This window comes from Methylosinus sp. shoA, from assembly GCF_059718125.1.
The window spans coordinates 3,908,512-3,928,750 of sequence record NZ_AP046091.1 but is presented as its reverse complement, the minus strand read 5'-3'; the positions used below and the strand labels follow the sequence as shown (position 1 = coordinate 3,928,750).

Genomic DNA, 20,239 nt, shown 5'->3' with positions numbered 1-20,239 from the left:
GATAGGCCTGACATGTCGCTGAACACATTCACACGCAACACCATATTCGGGCTGATCGCCAGTCTGAACTCGTCGCTCGGAAGCTTTCTCGGCCTCGTCATCGTGGGACGCATTCTCGGTCCCGTCGGGGCGGGAACCGTCGCGATCGGCATATGGCTCACCGGCATGGCCGTCACTTTCGCCGACCTCGGGCTCCCTCTCACCATCGCGCGATTCACGCCGGAGCTGATGGCGCGAGGCGAGATCGCCTATGCCGATGAGATCGGCCCCTGTTTCTTTCGGCCGATCCTCGTCTCGACCATGATCGTCGTCGGACTCTTCGGCGAGCTCGCGCTCGGCGGCGCGGAATGGATCCGTGACAGTTTGCGGCTGCGCATATTCAGCGAGTCTCCGGACTCCATCTGGTTCGTGATCGCTTTCGTGTTCGCTGTTCAGGCTTTGAATAACTTCGGTCTGTCGGTGCTGCGCGGGCGGCAGAGCTTCGACGTGGCGGCGAAGTTGACGGCGATCGGGCTTCCCCTGCAGCTCGTCGCCACCGCGGTAGGATGTCTCTACGCCGGGGCGGAGGGTGCGCTCGTCGGCTATGCGACGGGAAGCCTCGCCTGCGCGGGCGTGGCGCTGCAATATGCGCGGTCGACCACCGGCCTTCCGGAGGATCTGAGACGGCGCGCATGGCGTTTCGCCTTCAACAATTGGGGCGTCGGCCTGATTTCGGTGATCGTGTGGTCGCGCATCGAAATCGGTTTTCTCGACTATTGGCGCGGCGCCAAGGAAGCCGGGCTGTTCGCCGTGTCCTATACGCTCTGCAATCTCGCCGCTCAGGCGCCGTTGTTGATGACCGGTGGGTTGCTGCCGCTGTTCGCCGAAAGACATGCGTTGAAGGATCAGAGCGGGCTGCGCGACGCTTACGCTTCGGCGATCCGCTTCGTCGCTCTCGTATTGTTTCCCGCGTGCTTCGGCATGGCGGCGATCGCGCCGCTGTTCCTGCCGGTGTTGTTCGGCCCCGAATTCGCCGAGGCGAGCGCGTCGGCCACCGTTCTGGTCGCCATGCAGGCTTTCGGATCGATCTCGACGGTCGCCTCGACGCTTCTGCTCGCATGCGAGAAGAGCTCGTTTCTCGTGCGAACGGGAATGCTCGGCGTCATTTTCTCTCTCCTCGCCGGGGTGACGATGATCCCGGCTTTCGGTGTGATGGGCGCGGTCTCGGCACGCTCGGCGGTGCAGAGCTTTCTAACCTTGTCGAGCTTCCTCTATATCGCGAAGGTCTTCGATCTTCCGTTCCCGCTGATGACGTTCTGCAAGATCGTGCTCGCGGCGACAGGCTGCGCGCTCGTCGCGCGGCTGATCGTCGTCGAATGGCGGACGCCGGCCGCCTTGGCTCTGGCGATACCGGCCGGCGCAGCGGTTTATGCTCTCCTGATCGTGGCGCTCGGCGTGCTCGAGCGGAAAGAGCTGCAGTTCTCGAAAAGGCTCGCGGGAGACATCTTGCTGCGCGGCGCTTTACGCAAGCCGAGCTGATCGGCGCCCGACCTCCTGCGGGGCGTGTCGATCGGTCCCGCGCGGCAGGCGCACGGTGAAGCGGGCGCCGCCTCCGGACGGCGCATCGACATCGATCGAACCACTATGCTCTTGAACGATCGAATTGCTGATCCACAGTCCGAGCCCGGTTCCCTTACCGGCCGTCTTCGTCGTGAAGAAGGGTTCGAAAATGCGGTTGTGCAGCGTTTCCGGCACGCCCTTGTCATTGTCGGCGATTTCGACCACGGCGAATTCGCCTTCTTGCGCGTGGCGATCGAAACGAGGGCGATCGAGATTCGCGGCCGCGACTGCGCCTGCTTCAGCTCGACATGGGCGCGATGCAGCGCCTCATAGGCGCGCCGCAGCTCGCCGACCGGTCGCCGGTGAAGACCGCGCCTGCGGCCGTCCCGGAATTGAACAGCGGCGACCGATTGATCGCCATCAGATCGGAAGGCCCGCCGCATGTGCGAAAGCGCCTCGGTGACGCCGGCATGATGTCCTCGGAGTCCGTGTAGCCGGAGATGGTATGCTTACGGCTCGGGCCAGCGCTCGCGTACGCGCGTCAAGAACTCGACGCCCGTCGTCGACGAGCAGCACGGTGGCGCCGGTCGCGCCCTTGCGCGCGTCGCGTTGCATCTTCGCGCTCGTTCATTCGTGTCGCTCAACAGATGCGCGGCAATTGCTCGCCGGAGAGCCAGTCGATGATACGGCCGCCGCCGAAGCGCGTCGTCATCTGCACGAAGCAGTGATCGTCCGCGACGATCTCGCCGATGCGGGCGGAGCGCTCGCCGAGCGGATGCGCGCGCATCACCGCGAGCAGATGGTCGGCAACCTCCGGCGCGACGACGGCGGCGAGCTTGCCTTCATTGGCGACGAACAGCGGATCGAGGCCGAGAAGCTCGCAGGCGGCCGCGACTTGCGGGGCGACGGGAATGGCGGATTCGTCGATATGTGCGCCGACCTTCGACTGATGGGCGATCTCGTTCAGCGTCGCCGCGAGGCCGCCGCGCGTCGGATCGCGCATCAGGCGAATGGCGGGGCCGGCCGCCGTGACCATGGCCGCGACGAGATCGTGCAGGGCGGCCGTGTCGGAGAGGGCCTCGGTCTCGAAAGAAAGATTCTCGCGTTTCGACATCACCGCGACGCCGTGATCGCCGATCGAGCCCGAGAGCAGGATCGCATCGCCCGGCCGCGCCTTGTCGCCGGAGAGATCGAGGCCCGGCGGAACGACGCCGACGCAAGTCGTCGAGACGAACACGCCGTCGGCCTTGCCACGCTCGACGACCTTCGTATCGCCCGTGACGATCGGCACGCCCGCCGCGCGCGAGGCGTCGCCCATGCTCCGGGCGATGCGGGAAAGATCGGCGAGCGGAAAGCCTTCCTCGATGATGAAGCTCGCCGACATGTGCAGAGGCTTCGCGCCGGCCATTGCGATGTCGTTGATCGTGCCGTGCACGGCGAGCTTGCCGATGTCGCCGCCCGGGAAGAACAAAGGCGAGACGACATAGCCGTCGGTCGTCATCGCCATGCGCCCGGCGGCGACGTCGAACGCCGCCTGGTCGTTGCCGGCGCGCAGAAAGTCGTTGTCGAAGGCGCTGTGGAACACATCGGCGATGAGCCGCGCCATCGCCCGGCCGCCAGAGCCGTGCGACAGGTCGACACGGCCGTTGCGAAGGTCGAGCTTTCTCCCGAGCGCCTCGTGCTTGTTCATGACGCCTTTCGCCTTTCGAGCCGGCGGAATCTTCCATAAGCCCAATACGCCGCGCAAGAGCCTTCCGAGGACACCATGCAGGAGCCCATCGGCGTCTCCGGCGTGCACGCGGTTCCGAACAGCTTGCAGTCCTGCGGCCGCTTGGCCCCGCGCAGGATCGCGCCGCACTCGCAGGCGGGATTGTCGCGCGCAGGCAGAGTTACGACGGAGAAGCGCCGCTCTGCGTCGAATTGCGCATATTTTTTGCGCAGGCGCAGCGCGCTCTGCGGAATCTCGCCGAGGCCGCGCCATTCGAAGCTCTCGCGTAATTCGAAAATTTCCGCCATCTCGTCGATCGCCTTGCCGTTGCCGGTCTCGGTGACGGCGCGGCGATATTGATTTTCGATCTCGCTGCGGCCCTCGTTGATCTGCCGCACCAGCATCAGCACCGCCTGAATGACGTCGAGCGGCTCGAAGCCGGCGATGACGACGGGCTTGCGGTAATCGGTCGCGAAGCGCCGATAGGGCGATATTCCGATCACCGTGGAGACGTGCGCGGGGCCGACGAAGCCTTCGATCTCGACGCCGTCGCTGGTTTCGAGAATAGCCTGCATCGCCGCCGGCGTGAGCACGTGATTGCAGAAGATCGAGAAGTTGCGCAGCCCCTTCTTCTGCGCGAGCCGAATGGCGAGAGCGGTCGGCGGCGTCGTGGTCTCGAATCCGATGGCGAAGAACACGACCTCGCGATCCGGCTCTTTCTCGGCGATGGCGATCGCGTCGAGCGTCGAATAGACCATGCGAATATCGGCGCCGTCGGCCTTCGCCTTCATCAGGCTCGTTCCGCCCGAGGCCGGCACGCGCATCAGATCGGCATAGGTGCAGAGCGTCACCTCGGACCGTGCGGCGAGGCGGATGGCGTCGTCGATGCGGCCCATGGGCAACACGCAGACGGGGCACCCGGGTCCGTGGATCATGCGGATATTTTCGGGCAGCAGGTCTTCGACGCCGTAGCGGGAGATCGCATGCGTATGGCCGCCGCAGAACTCCATGAAGCGATAATCGCGGTCGGGACGCGCTTCTGCGGCGATGCGGCGCGCGACGCCTCGCGCCAGCGCGCCGTCACGATATTCGTCAACATGTTTCATGGCGCCGCTCCGAGTTGCGCCGCTTCGCGCAGCAGCTCCAATGTGGCCAGCGCTTCGGCTTCGTCGATCTTGGCGAGAGCATAGCCGACATGCAGGACGACATAGTCGCCGATCGAAAGATCGTCGACCAGCGCGGTCGAGATGATCTTGCTCACGCCGTCGAGGCTGACGCGCGCCATTTCGTCCGGCAGCAGCTCGACGACGCGCGCTGGGATGGCGAGACACATGCTCAGGCCTTTCTCTGGCGGGCGATGACGGCCTGTCCGAGTGACAGGCCGCCGTCGTTCGAGGGAATTTTTCGCGCGACGAGGGGCGACAGACCGCGTGCTCGAAGGCTCAGGGAGAGCCCCTCGGCGAGGACCTTGTTCATGAGGCAGCCGCCCCCGAGCGCGACGCGCTCATGGCCGTGGGCGAAGGCGGCTTCGCCGATCCACGCGGCGAGCGCTTCGATCAGCGTCCCGTGAAACAGCTCGGACCCGCGCGCGGCGTCGAGGCCGGGCTCGAGCAGAGTGGCGAAGAGTGGCGCGAGATCGAGATTGCCGTCCCGAATGCGGAAGGCGCCCGGAAGCGCGAGTGGCGCGCGGCAGCGCGCCTCGAGCTCCATCGCCGCCTGACCTTCATAGGCCTGCACGTGACACACGCCCAGCAGGGTGGCGGCGGCGTCGAACATGCGGCCGAGGCTCGTCGTGCGCGCGACGTGAGGCGAGGAGGCGAGCATTGCGACCCGGCCCGCGAGCGGGAATTGCGGGAAGCGGTCGAAAACTTCGCCGCAGCGATCGAGGCGGGCGAGGACGGCGACGCCCATGCGCCAGGGCTCGCGCGCGGCCCGGTCGCCGCCCGGCAGCGGCAGCGGCGTGAGATGGCCGAGACGCCGCCATTCGCCACGCTCGACGACCATCAGCTCGCCGCCCCAGGCGCCGCCGTCGTCGCCATAGCCGTAGCCGTCGAGCGCGGCGCCGAGGGTCGGCCCCTCGACGCCATGCTCGGCGGCGATCGCCGCGACATGGGCGGCGTGATGCTGTACGCGCGCCAGGGGGACGCCACAGTCCTCCGCATAGCGCGTGGAAGCGAGGTCGGGGTGGAGATCGCAGGCGATGCGCTCGGGCTCGACGTCGAGAATATCGAGCATGCGCGCGATGGTCTCGCGATGGAAGTCGATCGTCGCGCGATTGTCGAGCGCGCCGATGTGAGTCGAGACGAAAGCCTCGCGTCCGCGCGTCACCGTGACGGTCGTCTTCAGATGCGCGCCGACAGCCAGCACGTCCGGGCCGTCGGAAGGCAGCTCGATCGGCTCGGGGATGAAGCCGCGGGCGCGGCGCAGAAGCGCGGGAGCTCCGGCGATGACGGTCGCGACGCTGTCGTCGGCGCGCGCGACGATGGCGCGGTCGTGGCCGACGACGAGATCGGCGATCGAGGCGAGCTTTTCGTGCGCTTCGTCGTCGTCGATGATCAAGGGCTCGCCGCTCGGATTGGCGCTGGTCGCAACGATGACGAAATCCTGCGGCTCGCTGCGCCGGCGGCGGCCGTCGGGCGCGCCGGCCGCGGCATGAAACAGCAGATGATGCAGCGGCGCGTAGGGCAGCATCACGCCGATGCGCCCGAGCCCCGGCGTGATCGATGGCGCGAGCGGCGCGCAGTTTTCGACGACGACGATCGGCCGCGCGGCGGAGCGCAGCAGGCGCATCGACCGGGCGTCGAAGAGTCCGATGCGCTCGGCGGAGGCTTCATTGGCGACCATGACCGCGAAAGGCTTGGCGTCGCGTTGCTTGCGGCGACGCAGCTCGGCCACGGCGGCTTCATTGCGCGCATCGCAGAGAAGATGAAAGCCGCCGATTCCTTTGAGCGCGACGATCCCTCCTTGTCGGATCGTCGCGACGATTTCGGCGATCGAATGGTCGAGCCGGGGGCCGCATGCGAAGCAAGCGATCGGCTGCGCATGAAAGCGCCTGTTCGCCGGATCGGCGTAATCGCGCGCGCAATCTCCGCACATGGCGAAGCGGACCATCGAGGTCTGCGCACGGTCATAGGGCAGACGCTTCGTCAGCGTGTAGCGCGGGCCGCAATGCGTGCAATTGACGAAAGGATAGAGATGGAAGCGGCTCGCCGGATCGAACAGATCGTCGAGGCAGTCCTCGCATACCGCGGCGTCCGGCGTGATGCGCGTCAGCGTGCGGCCGTCGCGGCTGTCCTCGATGCGGAAAGCGGATTCGTGCATCGGCGCGATTGTCTCGCAGGTCAGGCTGTCGATGCGCGCGAGCGGCGGCGGCTCGCGCCGCAATGCCGTGACGAACGCCTCGACATTCTCGCCTTCCACTTCCATCAAAACGCCGCGGGCGTCGTTGCGCACGAAGCCGCCGAGCGCATGGCGATGGGCGAGCCCGTGCACGAAGGGGCGAAAGCCGACGCCCTGCACCGCGCCCGTCACTCTGAGACGCAGTCTCGATATCGTCGCCGGCTCCGAAGACGCCATGGCCGGAACTCGCTCCTATCGTGTCGCCGCCGCCGCTGCTTCGCCGCGCCGCTGCGCGAGACGCGCGGCGCGCGCCTCGATCCAGGCGTAGAAGGCCGCCATGCCTTCGCCGCTGCGCGCCGAGACGACCAGCGTCTGCAGATCGGGATTGATCCTCAGCGCATTGGCGAGACAGCGGCCGACGTCGAACTCCACATGAGGAAGCAGGTCGGCCTTGTTGAGCAGCATCAGGTCGGAGACCGCGAACATCTCGGGATATTTGAGCGGCTTGTCCTCGCCCTCCGTCACCGAGAGCACGACCACCTTGTGCGCCTCGCCGAGGTCGAAAGCGGCGGGACAGACGAGATTGCCGACATTCTCGATGAACAGCAACCCGCCCGGCGCGAGCGGCAATTCGTCGAGCGCATGTCCGACCATATGCGCGTCGAGATGGCAACCCTTGCCGGTGTTGAGCTGGATCGCCGGGGCGCCGGTCGCGCGAATGCGCTCGGCGTCGTTCGACGTCTGCTGATCGCCCTCGATGACGGCGATGGGCGAGCGATCCTTCATGTCGCGGATCGTGCGCACGAGCAGCTCGGTCTTGCCGGAGCCCGGGCTCGACACGAAATTGAGCGCGAAGGTTCCGCTCCGCGCCAAGCGCACGCGGTTCTCGTGGGCGTGATCGTTGTTCTTGCCGAGAATGTCCCGCTCGATGCGGACGATCCGCTCCTGGCTCATGCCGGCGACATGGACGCCGGCCGGACCCGCGCCGAAATCGATGACCGAGCCGGCTTCATGGTCGTGATCATGCGCATGACCATGATGATGGCGGTCATGGTCGTGAGGATGATCATGATGACCATGCTCGCCATGCGCATGAGCATGGCCCTGCCCGTGAGGGCCATGGTCGTGGGAGTGGGAGTCCTTGCCTTCGACGCTCGAGGTTCCGCAGCCGCAGACCGTGCACATCAATCGACCTCCAGTTCCTTGACCCGCATATCCTCGCCGCCTGTCACCTGCACATGATAGCCGCCGCATTCGGGACAAGGGCCGAAGCGCTCGGAGAGCGCGACGGTTTTGCCGCAATCGAGGCACCAGCCTTCGCCGGGCGTGGAGATGATCTCGAGCCGCGCGCCGTCGGTCACGCCGCCGCGCGCCACGGCCTCGAAGCAGAAGCGGATCGCCTCGGGCTCGACATGACTGAGAGCGCCGATCTCGAGCCTTACGACGCGCACATGCGTGAAACCCTGTTTGCGGCTCTCTTCCTCGATCATCTCGACGATGCTTTCGGTCAGCGCGAGCTCATGCATGGGCCGCTTCCTCGAGCTCGACATGAAAAGCGACGCAAGGGTCGAACAGAGCTGCGAGCCCGGTGATAGCCACGAATGGCCCGGCCGGATGAAAGTTCCATTCGGTCGGAGCGAGGATCGCATAATCGGCGATCTTATCGTCGGCGCCGAGCCGCGCCCAGTGATATAATTCGCCGCGTCCCGTCTCGGGATCGATTATGCGCGCCTGCAGCAGCGCCGCCGCTGCGTCGCGGCCGAAATCCGTCTCGCGCCAGCGGCGGGCGATCTGCGCGGCCTCGAGTAGATCGAGCAGCCGGACCGCCGAATCGATATGCACCAGCACGCGCGCGCCGGCGGGCTGCGCGCCGACGAGCGCCATCGACACGCGCCGCTGCTCGCGCAGCGCCTCGCAGGCGTCGCCTTCGATCACCGTCATGGGAAAGCCGATGCGGGCGTCAGCGCCAGGAGTCGGCTCGCCATGGCTTGAACCAATAGCCGACGGCGAAGACCATTCCCGCCCAGACGAGGCCGAAGGCCATGGTAATGAGATGATCGGGCTCGGTGAAGAGATGAACGAGGTCTACCGGATGGTCGCCGGGATGGGCGAAGGCCGACGCCGGGGCCAGCGAGACGGCGGCCGCCAGGACGTTGCGAATTGCTTTCATGGTCTCGTCTCCTCTTCGGCGCCGCGCGGACGCCGTTCGTAGTGGCGATGGTCGAGGTCATGCGCGAGCAGGCTCTCGCAGGCTTCCCGCGCCGCGTGGGCGCAGCTCGACGCCCCATTCCGCGAGCGTCCGCGCCGGAGCAGTGAGCGCCGGCTCGATCGCCGCTGCGCATGACGCGCAGGGTCCCGGGCTCGAGGCCGTAGCCTATGGCGTCGAACGCGAGAAGCTGATCGCAGGTCTCGACGAACTGCAGCAGATAGAGCCCTTGCGCGCCGCCGTCGAGAATGGCGACGTCCTCCCCGGTCTCGAAGCGCGCATGGAACGCCTACACGGCGCACACGCCGAAGGCTTCGTCGGCCCAGAGAAGATTGCCGATGCCGAGAACGAGAGTGCGCATGGTCGTTCTTCCGATGCTCGTTGCGTCATTGCGAGCGCAGCGCAGCAATCCGGGGCCGCGATCGGCGCTACCGGTCGATCTCCCCGAACACGATGTCGAGCGAGCCGACGATGGCCGCGACATCGGCGAGCATATGGCCGCAGGACAGGCGATCGGCCGCCGCGAGATGGGCGAAGGACGGCGCCCTGATTTTGCAGCGATAGGGCTTGTTGCCGCCGCGCGAGACGAGATAGACGCCGAACTCGCCCTTGGGCGCCTCGACCGCGGCGTAGACTTCGCCCGCCGGAACGTGGACGCCCTCGCTGTAGAGCTTGAAATGCTCGATCGTCGCCTCCATCGAGCGCTTCATGACCTCCCGCCGCGGCGGCGTGACCTTGTGGTCCTCGACCGCGATCGGGCCCTTTCCGTCGGGCGCGCGCAGCTTGGCGAGGCACTGGCGGATGATGCGCGTCGACTGCCGCATCTCCTCCATGCGCACGCAATAGCGGTCGTAGCAGTCGCCATGGCGGCCGGTCGGAATGTCGAAGTCCATCTCCTCGTAGCATTCGTAGGGCTGCGCTTTGCGCAGGTCCCAGGCGCCGCCGCAGGCGCGCAGGAACACGCCGGAGAAGCCGAGGCCCCAGGCCTCCTCGAGCGTCACGGCGGCGATGTCGGCGTTGCGCTGCTTGAAGATGCGGTTGTCGGTGAGCAGCCCCTCGAGATCGTCGCATACTTTCAGAAAGGGGTCGCAGAAGGCCTCGATGTCGTCGACGAGCGCTTCCGGCAGGTCCTGATGCACGCCGCCGATGCGGAAATAGCAGGCGTGCATGCGCGCGCCCGAGGCGCGCTCGTAGAACGCCATCAGCTTCTCGCGCTCCTCGAAGCCCCAGAGGTTCGGCGTGAGCGCGCCGACGTCGGACGCCTGTGTCGTGATGTTGAGGAGATGCGAGAGGAGCCGGCCGATCTCGCAATAGAGCACGCGGATCAGCTGCGCGCGCCGCGGAGGCTCGAGGCCGAGCAGACGCTCGGCGGCGAGGCAGAAGGCGTGTTCCTGATTGATCGGCGCGACATAGTCGAGCCGGTCGAAATAGGGCAGGGCCTGCAGATAGGTCTTGTCCTCGATGAGCTTCTCCGTGCCGCGATGCAGGAAGCCGACATGAGGATCGGCGTGGCGCACGATCTCGCCGTCGAGCTCGAGCACGAGGCGCAGCACGCCGTGCGCGGCCGGATGCACCGGGCCGAAATTCAACGTGAAGCTGCGATCGGCGTCGAGACTCATGGCGTCACCTTCGGCGCGAGCGCAGGGAGATTCGAACGCCGGTGCGAAACCGCTTCGAGGCTCCCGCGTTTATCGGCCGGGCCGGGATCGACATCTGGAGGCGTCCGTGGGCGGTCTTCTGTATTGGGCCATCGTGTTCCTCGTGGTCGGCATCATCGCGGCGGCGTTCGGCTTCGGCGGCGTCGCGGGCACCGCGGTCGAGGGCGCGCGCATCCTGTTCTGGGTGGCGATCGTGCTCTTCGTCATCGCCTTGATCGGCGGTCTCGTCAGGCGAGGACGCGCGTGAAGAACCGCCGACGCGGCGGCCGCCCGGTCGCCGCGTCGGTCATGCGCGGCGGCTCTTTCCCTCTTCCGCGTCGGCGTCGTCTTTCGGCTTGGAGCGCATGGTCGTCTGCGCCGCCGCCACCGCCACCGCGCTCAGCGCGAACAGCGGAATGAGGCGGTGAGCGCCGATACGCCGCAAGACTTCTATGCCGGCGGCGATGAGGGCCGGCGCGACGATCCAGTCCGGACGTTTGTCGGCTCCGGTCGCCGCCGCGAGCAGATATCTCCCCGGATCGTCGGATCGGGGAGCGCCGGCGGAACGATGCGCCAATCTGCGCGACCAGACATAGAGGACCGCGGCGAGCGTCAGATAGACGCCGCCGAGCGCGAGACTCGCCGCGACGGTCCCGAATCGGCGCTGCGCCAGCACGAACGCCGCATAAGTGAAAAAGAACAACGCGACCGCGGCGAAGAGGACCGCCGCCGCATCGATCGCGACGCCGAGGCCCAGTCTCTTCGCGCGCATCTCGATCGCATGTTTCGCGGTCTCGACGAACGACGGCACGGCGGCGACCTCGCTCTTCGTCAGCGGCGCAGCTGGCTTCCGACCAGAGCGCCCACGCCGATGGCGATCGCCAGGGACGCGAAGGGATGCTCGCGAATGGAGCTTCCGACCGTGTCGCCGACAGTATCGAGCCCGGCCTGATGCACGACCTCGCGTCCCTTGGCTTTCGCCTGCGAGATCGCTCCGTCGATGTCGTCGCTGATTTTCTGCATGCGTTCCTTCACATCGTCGGCGACATCGTCGCCGGTCTCGCTCAGCCGGCTCGCCAGTTCGCTCATATGGTCGCGAAGGCTCTGCAGCTCGTCCTGAAGTCCACCGCCATTTTTCGATCCCATCGCCGAACTCCCGATTCTGCGCGTTGGCATATGTGTCACAACGTCCCTCGGCGCCGAAGGTTGCCGGCGCGTTCCGGTCGGGGTCGCGAATCGTGCGCCGCGCCGCGTCCCCGACGAGGCGAAGGCGAAGGGCTGGCGCCGCGACGCGCCGGAACGATATGCGCGCATGTGGCGTTCTGCGCGAAGAAGAGGCCCGCTCTGGACAAAATCGACGACACGACCTTCCAGCGCGCTCTCGGGCCGCTCGCGTCACGGGCGGAGCGGCTGCCCGCGCCTCTGCGCGTCCCGCTCGACGCCTTTCTGCATTTCAGCGAGGGCGACGGTTTCGCGATCGCGAGCCATATCGCTCTGTCGACGCTGATGTCGCTGTTTCCCTTCCTCATCGTCGTGACGGCGCTCGCCGGCCTCGTCGGCTCGACGCGCCTCGCCGACGAGGCCGGACGCCTGCTGCTCGACGTCTGGCCGCCGCAGGTGGCGGCGCCGATCGCCGGCGAGATCCGCCGCGTCGCGACGACGCCGCAAGGCGGCGCGCTGACCATCGGCGCGCTTTTCGCGGTCTATTTCGCCTCGAGCGGAATCGAGAGCCTGCGCATCGGCCTCAACCGCGCTTATGAAGCGCAGGAGACGCGGTCGTGGTGGCTGCTGCGCCTCGAATCGATCTTCTATGTTCTCGGCAGCGCCGTCGCGCTGCTGATCCTGTCGGTGCTGGTCGTGCTGTGGCCTGTCGCGACCGAGATCGCGGCGCATTATCTCGGCTGGTTTCCGCCCTTCTGGACCTTCGTCACGCTGGCGCGCTTCGCCATCGCCACTTTCGTTCTGGCCGCGACTCTGTTCGCTGTTCACAATTGGCTTCCCGCGGGACGCCGGCGGCTTTCCGAGACGGCGCCGGGCGTCGTCGTGACGCTGGCGCTGTGGCTCGTCGCCGGCGCCGCCTTCGGCGGCTATCTCTCGGCCTTCGCCGACCGCTATGTGCTCACTTATGCAGGACTCGCCTCAGCGATGATCGCGCTCGTCTTTCTTTATTTCAGCGCGGTCATCTTCATTTACGGCGGCGAGCTCAACGCCGCCATCGCCCGTGCGCGTCGCGGCGCTAGATGAGCGGAGGTCGAAGAAGGATCTCGCTCCATGGCTCCGGCTCCGCGCGCGCGCGCCTATTGGCAGGGCTATCTGCGCCTCTCGCTCGTCTCCATCGGCGTCGTGCTCTACGCGGCCGCCTCGAGCGGCGAGAAGACCACGCTGCATCAGATCCACAAGCCTTCGGGCAAGCGCGTGCGCTATGAGAAGGTCGCGCCCGGCGTCGGGCCGATCGAGGCGAGCGACATCGTCAAGGGCTTCGAGATCGGCGACGACGCCTATGTCGTGCTGGAGCCCGAGGAGCTCGACGAGATCAAGCTCGAGAGCAGCCGCGCGATCGAGCTGGTGCAATTCATCGACCGCGACGAGATCGACCCGCGCTATTTCGACAAGCCCTATTATCTGGCGCCGGAAGGCGACGTCTCGACCGAAGGCTATGTGGTGATTCGCGAGGCGCTGCGGTCCACCGGCCGGATCGGGCTCGGGCGTCTCACCATGCGCGGCAGGGAGAACCTCGTCGCAGTGGTTCCCTTCGGTAAGGGATTGCTGGTCGAGACCCTGCGCTATGCGAACGAATTGCGTGCAGCCGAGCCCTATTTCGCCGAGATCGGCGACGTCGCGGGCGATGCGGAGATGATCTCGCTCGCGACCGAGCTCATCGAGCGCAAGACGCGGCCGTTCGATCCGAAGGCGTTCAAGGATTCCTATGCGGAGGCGCTGAGGGGATTGGTCGAGCGCAAGCGCGAAGGCCATGCGATCGTCGCCACGGGCGAGGAGGAGAGACGCGGTCCCGGCAAGGTCATCGATCTGATCGAGGCGCTGAAACGCAGCGTCGGCGAAGCCGAGGCGTCGCCGCGCAGGTCCGGCGCGAAGCCGGCGCCGACGCGCGGCGCAGGCCGCGCGAAGACGGCCGCGGGCGCGAAGAAAGCGGGAACTGCAAAAAGGCGCGCGTGAGGAGATGTCGGGATGATCGCGCGAAGCGCCGCGGCATCGCTCGAAGCCTATCGGACCAAGCGCGATTTTTCACGCACGCGCGAGCCGCGCGGCGAGGCGACGCACGCCGCCGCGGGGGGCGCCTATGTCGTGCAGAAGCACCGTGCGCGGCGCACGCATTTCGATTTGCGTCTCGAGCTCGACGGCGTGCTGAAGAGCTGGGCGGTGACGCGCGGCCCGAGCCTCGATCCGAGCGAGAAACGTCTCGCCGTGCGCACAGAGGATCACCCGCTCGAATATGGGACGTTCGAGGGAAACATCGCCGAAGGCGAATATGGCGCCGGAGAAGTGATGCTGTGGGATCGCGGCCATTGGTCGCCGCAGGGCGACGCGCGCCGCGGCCTGGAGCAGGGGCATTTGAAATTCACGCTCGCCGGCGAGCGGCTGACGGGCGGCTTCGCGCTCATGCGTCTGCCGCGGCGCGGCCGGGAGCGGCGCGAGAATTGGCTGCTCGTCAAGGAGAAGGATCGCTTCGCGGACCGGGATCGCGATCCGATCCGCGAATGGACGAAGAGCGTCGCGAGCGGGCGCGGTTTCGCCGAGATCGCCGCGGACGACGAGCGGCCGGCGCGTCTGCCGAAATTTCGCGCGCCGCAGCTCGCGACGCTCGCCGCCGCGCCGCCTTCGGGCCGCGACTGGCTGCACGAGATCAAGTTCGACGGTTATCGCGCCATCGTCGCTTCGGCCGGCGGGGCGGCGCGGGTGTTCATGCGCTCCGGCCTCGATTGGACCGACAAATTTCCGCGCGTCGCCGAGGCCGTCGCGCAATTGCCGATGCGCAGCGGGCTCGTCGACGGCGAGATCGTGGCGACCGACGAATGCGGGCGAAGCGATTTCGGCCGGTTGCAGAAGGCGTTGGAGACGCGCGCCGATGTCCTGATCTTCTACGTCTTCGATCTCCTCGAGATCGACGGCGAGGACATTTCGAAGGCGTCCCTCGCCGAACGCAAGGCGCGGCTCGAAGAGCTCACGCGCGCGGCGCCGGCGGCGATCCGCTACAGCGGTCACCTGCGTGGCGACGGCCCGCGCTTTCTCGAGGAATGCTGTCGCATGAAGCTCGAGGGCGTCGTGTCGAAGCGCGCCGACCGGCCTTACGTTTCCGGCCGCACGCTCTCATGGATCAAGACGAAGTGCATGGGACGAGACGAATTCGTCGTCGGCGGCTTCCGGCGCTCGACGAAGAAAGGACGGCCCTTCGCCTCGCTGCTGCTCGGCGACTATGAGGGCGGGATCCTACGCTATCGCGGCCGCGTCGGCGCCGGCTTTTCCGATCGCGATCTCGCGCGTGTGGCGGCGAGATTGCGCAAACGGAAGACTTCGCCGTTCGTCGAACTCCCGCGAGACATCGCGCGCGCGGCGCGCTTCGTCGAGCCGCGACTCGTCGTCGAGGTCGCCTATGCCGAAAAGACGAGCGATGGCGTGCTCCGCCATCCCTCCTTCGTCGCGCTGCGCGAGGACAAGCCGGCGAAGCAGGTGAGCGCAACTCGGGAGGGCGGAGAGAAGCGGTGATCCGGCTCACTCATCCCGACAAGCCGCTCTATGCGGATTCGATCCACGTCACCAAGCGGCGGCTGCTCGATTACTGGCGGCGCGTCGCGCCTTTCGCGCTTCCGCATCTCGCCGGCCGGCCGCTGTCGCTCGTCAGATGTCCGAAGGGCGGCGGACGGCCCTGCTTTTTCCAGCGTCACTATGCGCGTGGCCTGCCGCCGGGCCTGCGCGCCGCGCCGATCGAGTCGAGCGATGGAAAGACGGAAGAGTTTCTCACGCTCGATGACGGATCCGGGCTCGACGCCGCCGTGCAGATCGACGCGCTGGAGCTGCACATATGGGGCGCGCATGTCGATCGGATCGAGCGGCCCGACCGGCTGACCTTCGATCTCGATCCGGACGAAGCGCTGAGCTTCGAGACGGTCAAGCAGGCCGCGCGCGACTTCCGCGCTCTGCTCGACGCGGCCGGGCTCACGAGCTTCGTGATGCTCACCGGCGGCAAGGGCGCGCATGTCGTCGCGCCTCTCGAGCCCGGGCTCGACTGGGCGACGCTCGCCGACTTCGCCAAAGGCGTGGCGATGCGGCTTTCCGCCGAGGAGCCCGCGCGCTTCACCGCGATCATGACGAAGTCGCGCCGCGCCGGCCGCATCTATGTCGATTATCGCCGCAACGAGCGCGCGGCGACGGCCATCGCGCCCTTCTCGCCCCGCGCCCGCGATGCGCCGACGGTCGCCGCGCCGGTCGCCTGGGGCGAGCTCGTGCGGATCGAGCGCGCCGACGCCTATTCGATCGAGGCGATGGAGCGGCGCCTCGTCTCCTTGCGCGGCGATCCCTGGGACGGCTATTTCGATCTGCGGCAAAGCATCACGCCGGCCGCGCTACGCATGTTCGCCGGCGACCGTCGATGAGACTTCAGTCGATTTTCACGAAGGACCGCCATGGAGACGCTGGAATTGTTTCGCCGCATGTCGGTGGCGCTCGCCATCGGCCTGCTGATCGGCCTGGAGCGGGGATGGCAGGCGCGCGAGGGCGAGGAGGGCGAGCGCGCCGCGGGCTTTCGCACCCATGCGCTCGCCGCTCTGCTCGGCGCCGTCTGGGGCGCGATCTGCGACCAGACAGGCGTCGGCGGCGCCGTGTCGCTGGGACTCGCCTTCGCGGTCTATTCGGCGTCGATCGCCTTGTTTCGCTATCGGGAGACCGAGCGCGACGAGACATTCGGCGCGACGACTCTGGTCGGCGCCATGCTCGCTTTCGCGCTCGGCGCCTATGCCGTCGTCGGCGACATCCAGGTTGCGGGGGCGGCGGGCGTCGCGACGGCCTCGCTGCTGGCGCTGAAGCGGGCGAGCCACGGCTGGCTGAGGCGCATCAGCTGGGACGAGCTCCGCTCGGGCCTGATCCTGCTCGCCATGACGGTCGTTCTGCTGCCGCTGCTGCCCGATCGCGCCGTGGATCCGTGGGGAGCGGTCGATCCGTTCCGCATCTGGATGCTGACGGTGATGATCGCCGTCCTCTCCTTCTTCGGCTATGTCGTCATCAAGGCGACCGGCGGCGCGAGTGGAGTGGTCATCACGGGAATCGCCGGCGGCCTCGCCTCGTCGACCGCCGCGACCGTCACCATGGCGAAGCTCGCGCGCGAACATGCGCAGCATCGTTCGATCTTCGTCGCCGGCGCGCTCTTCGCCGGCGCGACAATGGCGCTCCGCGTGCTCGCCGTCGTCGCGGCCGTCGATCTGCCGATGCTGTCCATGCTCGCCGTTCCCTTCGCCTGCGCCGCCGCGGTGATGATCGCCGCCGCCTTGTGGTTCATGCGTCCGGCGATGGAGCCGCCCGCTCGGGGCGAGAGCTTCGCGCCGGAGAATCCGCTCGATCTCGGCGCCGTCGTGAAATTCGGGCTGTTGCTGACGACGATCTCCATTCTCTCGCGGCTCGCGACGCGCTTCGCCGGCGCCGCCGGCGCCTATGTCCTCGCCGCGGTCTCCGGCCTCGCCGATGTCGACGCGATCACGCTGTCGATGGCCGGCCTCGATCGCGGCTCGCTGCCTTTGGAGACGGCGGCCGGCGCGATCGGCGTCGCCGCCGTGGTCAACACCATGTCCAAATGCGCGCTCACCTTCTGGATCGGCGGCGCGCGACCCGGCTGGCGCATGACCATCGTCTCGGTTCTCGCGATCCTCTGCGGCGCGGCTTCGCTGCTCGTGCGCCGCTGATTTCGCCTGGGAACCATGGGCGGCCCCCGGGGGTTTCCTTCCCGCGGCGAGACCGAGGGAGTCGAAAGATGAAGGTCAAGGACATCATGACCCGCGACGTCTGTATCGTCGATCCGAACCAATCGATCGGCGACGCGGCCAAACAAATGGTCGACCTCGATGTCGGCCTGCTGCCGGTCGGGGAGAACGACCGGCTCGTCGGCATGATCAGCGACCGCGACATCGCCTTGCGCGCCGTGGCCGCCGGCAAGAGCGCCGAGACGAAGGTGCGCGACGTCATGACGCGGGACGTGAAATATCTCTACGAGGACCGCGAGGTGGAAGAGGCGGCGGAGAATATGGCGCAGCAGCAATTGCGCCGGATGCCGGTGCTCGATCGGAGCAAGCGCCTCGTCGGCATCGTCTCTCTCGCCGATATAGCGATGGAGCCGGATGTGGGCCTGTCTGGCGCCGCGTTGCGCGGCATTGCGCAGCCCGGCGGCGCGCATTGCCAGAGCGAGCGCGCCGCGTGACCGACGAGAAATATTGGTCGGGCGAGGTGACCCGCCACAGCGACGCGCTCGACCTCGAGCCGAATGTGTTCACGCTCGACGATCCGCGCGCCATCGCCCGCTCGCTGAAGCGCTCGGCCGAGGCCAGCCGCAGGCGCAAGAGCGAACCGTTCCGCTCGGCCATGTCGATGTTGACGTTCTACATCAATCGCGCCGGCAAGGAGCTGCCGGAGCCGCGCCGCCGCGTGCTCGAGCGCGCGAAGATCGAGTTGCGCAAGGCGTTCGGGCGGGAAGGCTGACGCTCGGCGAAAGGGACGGCCGGCGTTCCGGCCGTCCCGCGCTGCTCAGTGCAGCGTTTTCAACCACTCGTCGATGTCTTTGCGGACCGCTTCCTTGCTCTTGCCGTAGCGGCTCTGCAGGGCGCCTTCGAATTGCTCGCGGTTGCCCTCGATCTTGGTCAGATCGTCATCGGTGAGATCGCCCCATTTCTCTTTGATCTTGCCCTTGACCTGTTTCCAGTTGCCCTGGATCTGGTTCCATTCCATTGTGCAACTCCTGTCTCTCGCCGCGCGCTACTCGCCGCGCGGCGCCGGGTTCGGTATCAATTCTCTTGCGCGGCTTTGGTTCCAAAAACTTCGCCGCGCTCGAGCGAAGCGCTATCTATCGCTCGACGTTTCGAATGAGGCTCCGTCATGCTTTCCAAGCCGTGCATTGCGTTCGCCGCGGCGGCCGCGCTCGTCGCATTCTCCGTTTCCGCGGCCCCGCCGCCACCCGCCGCGCCGAGGAAGGAAACGGAAGAGGCGGCCGACGCCAAGGGCCTGCCGGCCGAGATCGCGACCAATCACACGATGACGATCCGTGGCGAGAAGATCGGCTTCGTCGCACGCGCCGGCGCCGTGCGGCTGCGCGACGCCCGAACCGGCGCGCCGCGCGTCGACGTGGCCTTCGTCTCCTATGAGCGGTCGGACGCCGATCCGGCGACGCGGCCCATCGCCTTCGTCTTCAACGGCGGTCCGGGCGCGGCCTCCGCTTGGCTCTCCCTCGGCGGAATTTCGCCCTGGCGGCTGGTTCTCGGGCCGCAGCCGCCTTCGCCCTCGGCGCCACCCGCGGTCGTCGACAACGCCGAGAGCTGGCTGCCTTTCGCCGATCTCGTCTTCGTCGATCCGCCCGGCACGGGCTTCAGCAAATTCCTCACCGAAGACGCGGACGCCCGGAAATCCTTCTTCTCGACCAAGGGCGACGCCGATGCGCTCGCCGTCGTCGTGCGCAAATGGCTCGTCGCGCATCGGCGCATCGGCTCGCCTAAATTCCTCGTCGGAGAGAGCTATGGCGGCTTTCGCGCCGTCGAGATGCTGCGCGCGTTGCGCGAGCGCGAGAGCGTCGGCGTCGAGGGCCTGGTGCTGATCTCGCCGGCGCTCGATTTCGGCTGGCTCGACGGAGAGCGCAACCTCCTCGCTCTCGCCGGACGCCTTCCGTCTTATGCGGCGGTCGCGCGCGAGGCGCGCCAGCGCGCCGATCTCGCCGATGTCGAGGCCTACGCCTCCGGCGAGTTCGTCGTCGATCTGCTGAAGGGCCCGCGCGACGCGGAGGCGATGGGGCGGGTCGAGACGAATGTGGCGCGCTTCACCGGGCTCGATCCGCGCATCGTCGCGGAGGAGGGAGGACGCATCGAATTGAAGACGTTTCTGCGCGATCGCAAGCGCGCGCAGCGGGAGGTGGCGAGCGCCTATGACGGCGAGGTCGTGGGCTTCGATCCGCGACCGTTCTCGCGCGAGAGCCGGTGGCCCGATCCGGTGCTCGACGGCCTGCGCGCGCCGCTCGGCGCCGCGATGACCCGCGTGACGTTCGACAAGCTGCAATGGCCCGTCGGCGACGCGCGCTATGAGATCCTCAACGATCGAGTCGCGCATGACTGGGACTTCGGCCCGGGCGGCCGCGCCGAGGCGCAGTCCGTGTCGACCCTGCGCGACGAGCTCGCGCTCGACCGCCGGCTCGAGGTCACGATCGCGCATGGCCTCGCCGATCTGGTGACGCCCTATTTCGTCAGCAAGCTGCTCATCGATCAGCTGCCGGTCTTCGGCGGCGCGACGCGCGTCAAGCTCGTCACCACTCCCGGCGGGCACATGGCCTATCTGCGCGAGGACGCGCGCCGGCTGCTGCGGGACGCCGCGCGCGCGGCGATCGAGCGCAAATAGCGCGCCGAACGAGTCGGCGCGGCCTGTGCAGCGGCGCCACACGCAAGCATTATCTGGTCAAAATATATGGAATACTTCTAAAGAGGCGCTTTCGAACAATGTTTGAAAGCAGACAGAAGGTCACGCGCTAATTTTCCGAAGAATAGTTGTTTGAAACAATTCCAGTGTGCGCGCTCGTTCATTGACGTTGCCCCTATGAAAAAATACTGATGATGA

24 protein-coding genes and 1 pseudogene are annotated in these 20,239 nt (G+C 67.2%); 11 read left to right on the top strand and 14 right to left on the bottom strand.

Features of this window, described 5'->3' with window-relative positions; all coding sequences use genetic code 11:
- Window positions 1-12 precede the first annotated feature (12 nt).
- Window positions 13-1,518, top strand: a complete 1,506-nt coding sequence (locus AC6IW9_RS18290; RefSeq protein ID WP_497765837.1) for a lipopolysaccharide biosynthesis protein — start codon at window positions 13-15, stop codon at window positions 1,516-1,518.
- On the opposite strand, the gene AC6IW9_RS18285 is transcribed toward AC6IW9_RS18290, so the two are convergent.
- Window positions 1,501-1,764 (bottom strand): sensor histidine kinase, encoded by a 264-nt coding sequence (locus AC6IW9_RS18285; protein ID WP_497765835.1) that lies wholly within the window; start codon window positions 1,762-1,764, stop codon window positions 1,501-1,503. The two genes, AC6IW9_RS18290 and AC6IW9_RS18285, sit on opposite strands and share 18 nt — an antisense overlap.
- A 92-nt stretch (window positions 1,765-1,856) precedes the next feature.
- Here AC6IW9_RS18285 and AC6IW9_RS18280 point away from each other — a divergent pair, with 92 nt between their 5' ends.
- A complete protein-coding gene (locus AC6IW9_RS18280; protein WP_497765832.1) occupies window positions 1,857-2,033 on the top strand; it encodes a hypothetical protein in 177 nt (58 codons plus the stop codon).
- Between the two features lie 146 nt (window positions 2,034-2,179).
- On the opposite strand, the gene hypE is transcribed toward AC6IW9_RS18280, so the two are convergent.
- The 10 genes and pseudogenes from hypE to AC6IW9_RS18230 form a co-directional block, all read right to left on the bottom strand.
- Window positions 2,180-3,229 carry a hydrogenase expression/formation protein HypE gene (gene hypE, locus AC6IW9_RS18275; protein WP_497765830.1) on the bottom strand — a complete coding sequence of 350 codons (1,050 nt, stop codon included), beginning with the start codon at window positions 3,227-3,229 and terminating at the stop codon, window positions 2,180-2,182.
- Entirely contained in the window at window positions 3,226-4,353 is a 1,128-nt protein-coding gene (gene hypD / locus AC6IW9_RS18270) for a hydrogenase formation protein HypD (protein WP_497765827.1), read from the bottom strand. Before hypD ends, hypE begins: the two co-directional genes overlap by 4 nt.
- On the bottom strand, window positions 4,350-4,580 hold the full coding sequence (locus AC6IW9_RS18265; protein WP_497765825.1) for a HypC/HybG/HupF family hydrogenase formation chaperone: 231 nt from the start codon (window positions 4,578-4,580) through the stop codon (window positions 4,350-4,352). The genes hypD and AC6IW9_RS18265 overlap by 4 nt, the downstream gene beginning before the upstream one ends.
- A 2-nt stretch (window positions 4,581-4,582) precedes the next feature.
- Window positions 4,583-6,823 (bottom strand): carbamoyltransferase HypF, encoded by a 2,241-nt coding sequence (gene hypF, locus AC6IW9_RS18260; protein ID WP_497765823.1) that lies wholly within the window; start codon window positions 6,821-6,823, stop codon window positions 4,583-4,585.
- 15 nt (window positions 6,824-6,838) lie between these two features.
- On the bottom strand, window positions 6,839-7,771 hold the full coding sequence (gene hypB, locus AC6IW9_RS18255; protein ID WP_497765820.1) for a hydrogenase nickel incorporation protein HypB: 933 nt from the start codon (window positions 7,769-7,771) through the stop codon (window positions 6,839-6,841).
- Window positions 7,771-8,112 carry a hydrogenase maturation nickel metallochaperone HypA gene (gene hypA, locus AC6IW9_RS18250; RefSeq protein ID WP_497765817.1) on the bottom strand — a complete coding sequence of 114 codons (342 nt, stop codon included), beginning with the start codon at window positions 8,110-8,112 and terminating at the stop codon, window positions 7,771-7,773. The genes hypB and hypA overlap by 1 nt, the downstream gene beginning before the upstream one ends.
- Window positions 8,105-8,527, bottom strand: a complete 423-nt coding sequence (locus AC6IW9_RS18245; RefSeq protein ID WP_497765814.1) for a hypothetical protein — start codon at window positions 8,525-8,527, stop codon at window positions 8,105-8,107. The genes hypA and AC6IW9_RS18245 overlap by 8 nt, the downstream gene beginning before the upstream one ends.
- 19 nt (window positions 8,528-8,546) lie before the next feature.
- Window positions 8,547-8,756: a hypothetical protein gene (locus tag AC6IW9_RS18240; RefSeq protein ID WP_497765812.1), complete on the bottom strand. Its 210-nt coding sequence runs from the start codon at window positions 8,754-8,756 to the stop codon at window positions 8,547-8,549.
- Between the two features lie 223 nt (window positions 8,757-8,979).
- A pseudogene (locus AC6IW9_RS18235) lies at window positions 8,980-9,042 on the bottom strand (HyaD/HybD family hydrogenase maturation endopeptidase); the annotation flags it as partial.
- Between the two features lie 178 nt (window positions 9,043-9,220).
- Window positions 9,221-10,411 carry an NADH-quinone oxidoreductase subunit D gene (locus tag AC6IW9_RS18230; protein WP_497765810.1) on the bottom strand — a complete coding sequence of 397 codons (1,191 nt, stop codon included), beginning with the start codon at window positions 10,409-10,411 and terminating at the stop codon, window positions 9,221-9,223.
- Between the two features lie 106 nt (window positions 10,412-10,517).
- Between AC6IW9_RS18230 and AC6IW9_RS18225 the strand changes: the two genes are divergently transcribed.
- Window positions 10,518-10,697, top strand: coding sequence for a DUF1328 domain-containing protein (locus tag AC6IW9_RS18225; RefSeq protein ID WP_497765808.1), 180 nt, complete (start codon window positions 10,518-10,520; stop codon window positions 10,695-10,697).
- A 39-nt stretch (window positions 10,698-10,736) separates the two neighbouring features.
- Here the strand turns inward: AC6IW9_RS18225 and AC6IW9_RS18220 are convergent, their stop codons facing one another.
- A complete protein-coding gene (locus tag AC6IW9_RS18220) occupies window positions 10,737-11,240 on the bottom strand; it encodes a phage holin family protein (protein ID WP_497765805.1) in 504 nt (167 codons plus the stop codon).
- 20 nt (window positions 11,241-11,260) lie between these two features.
- The gene (locus AC6IW9_RS18215; RefSeq protein ID WP_497765802.1) at window positions 11,261-11,575 is read right to left on the bottom strand and encodes an ElaB/YgaM/YqjD family protein; all 315 of its coding nucleotides are present in this window, start codon (window positions 11,573-11,575) and stop codon (window positions 11,261-11,263) included.
- 276 nt (window positions 11,576-11,851) lie between these two features.
- On the opposite strand from AC6IW9_RS18215, the gene AC6IW9_RS18210 reads away from it, so the two are divergent.
- The 7 genes from AC6IW9_RS18210 to AC6IW9_RS18180 all read left to right on the top strand — a co-directional run bounded on the left by AC6IW9_RS18210 (window position 11,852) and on the right by AC6IW9_RS18180 (window position 18,127).
- Window positions 11,852-12,673 (top strand): YihY/virulence factor BrkB family protein, encoded by an 822-nt coding sequence (locus AC6IW9_RS18210; RefSeq protein WP_497772555.1) that lies wholly within the window; start codon window positions 11,852-11,854, stop codon window positions 12,671-12,673.
- A gap of 27 nt (window positions 12,674-12,700) precedes the next feature.
- On the top strand, window positions 12,701-13,603 hold the full coding sequence (gene ku / locus AC6IW9_RS18205) for a non-homologous end joining protein Ku (protein ID WP_497765799.1): 903 nt from the start codon (window positions 12,701-12,703) through the stop codon (window positions 13,601-13,603).
- Window positions 13,604-13,615: 12 nt separating this feature from the next.
- On the top strand, window positions 13,616-15,151 hold the full coding sequence (gene ligD / locus AC6IW9_RS18200) for a non-homologous end-joining DNA ligase (RefSeq protein WP_497765796.1): 1,536 nt from the start codon (window positions 13,616-13,618) through the stop codon (window positions 15,149-15,151).
- Window positions 15,148-16,038 (top strand): non-homologous end-joining DNA ligase, encoded by an 891-nt coding sequence (ligD, locus tag AC6IW9_RS18195; protein ID WP_497765793.1) that lies wholly within the window; start codon window positions 15,148-15,150, stop codon window positions 16,036-16,038. The genes ligD (AC6IW9_RS18200) and ligD (AC6IW9_RS18195) overlap by 4 nt, the downstream gene beginning before the upstream one ends.
- Window positions 16,039-16,068: 30 nt before the next feature.
- Window positions 16,069-17,337 (top strand): MgtC/SapB family protein, encoded by a 1,269-nt coding sequence (locus tag AC6IW9_RS18190; protein ID WP_497765790.1) that lies wholly within the window; start codon window positions 16,069-16,071, stop codon window positions 17,335-17,337.
- Between the two features lie 68 nt (window positions 17,338-17,405).
- Window positions 17,406-17,849: a CBS domain-containing protein gene (locus AC6IW9_RS18185; RefSeq protein WP_497765787.1), complete on the top strand. Its 444-nt coding sequence runs from the start codon at window positions 17,406-17,408 to the stop codon at window positions 17,847-17,849.
- Window positions 17,846-18,127, top strand: coding sequence for a DUF3175 domain-containing protein (locus AC6IW9_RS18180; RefSeq protein ID WP_497765784.1), 282 nt, complete (start codon window positions 17,846-17,848; stop codon window positions 18,125-18,127). Before AC6IW9_RS18185 ends, AC6IW9_RS18180 begins: the two co-directional genes overlap by 4 nt.
- Before the next feature lie 45 nt (window positions 18,128-18,172).
- On the opposite strand, the gene AC6IW9_RS18175 is transcribed toward AC6IW9_RS18180, so the two are convergent.
- A complete protein-coding gene (locus AC6IW9_RS18175) occupies window positions 18,173-18,373 on the bottom strand; it encodes a CsbD family protein (protein WP_497765782.1) in 201 nt (66 codons plus the stop codon).
- 147 nt (window positions 18,374-18,520) lie between these two features.
- Here AC6IW9_RS18175 and AC6IW9_RS18170 point away from each other — a divergent pair, with 147 nt between their 5' ends.
- Window positions 18,521-20,023 carry a S10 family peptidase gene (locus AC6IW9_RS18170; protein WP_497765780.1) on the top strand — a complete coding sequence of 501 codons (1,503 nt, stop codon included), beginning with the start codon at window positions 18,521-18,523 and terminating at the stop codon, window positions 20,021-20,023.
- Window positions 20,024-20,239: the final 216 nt, after the last annotated feature.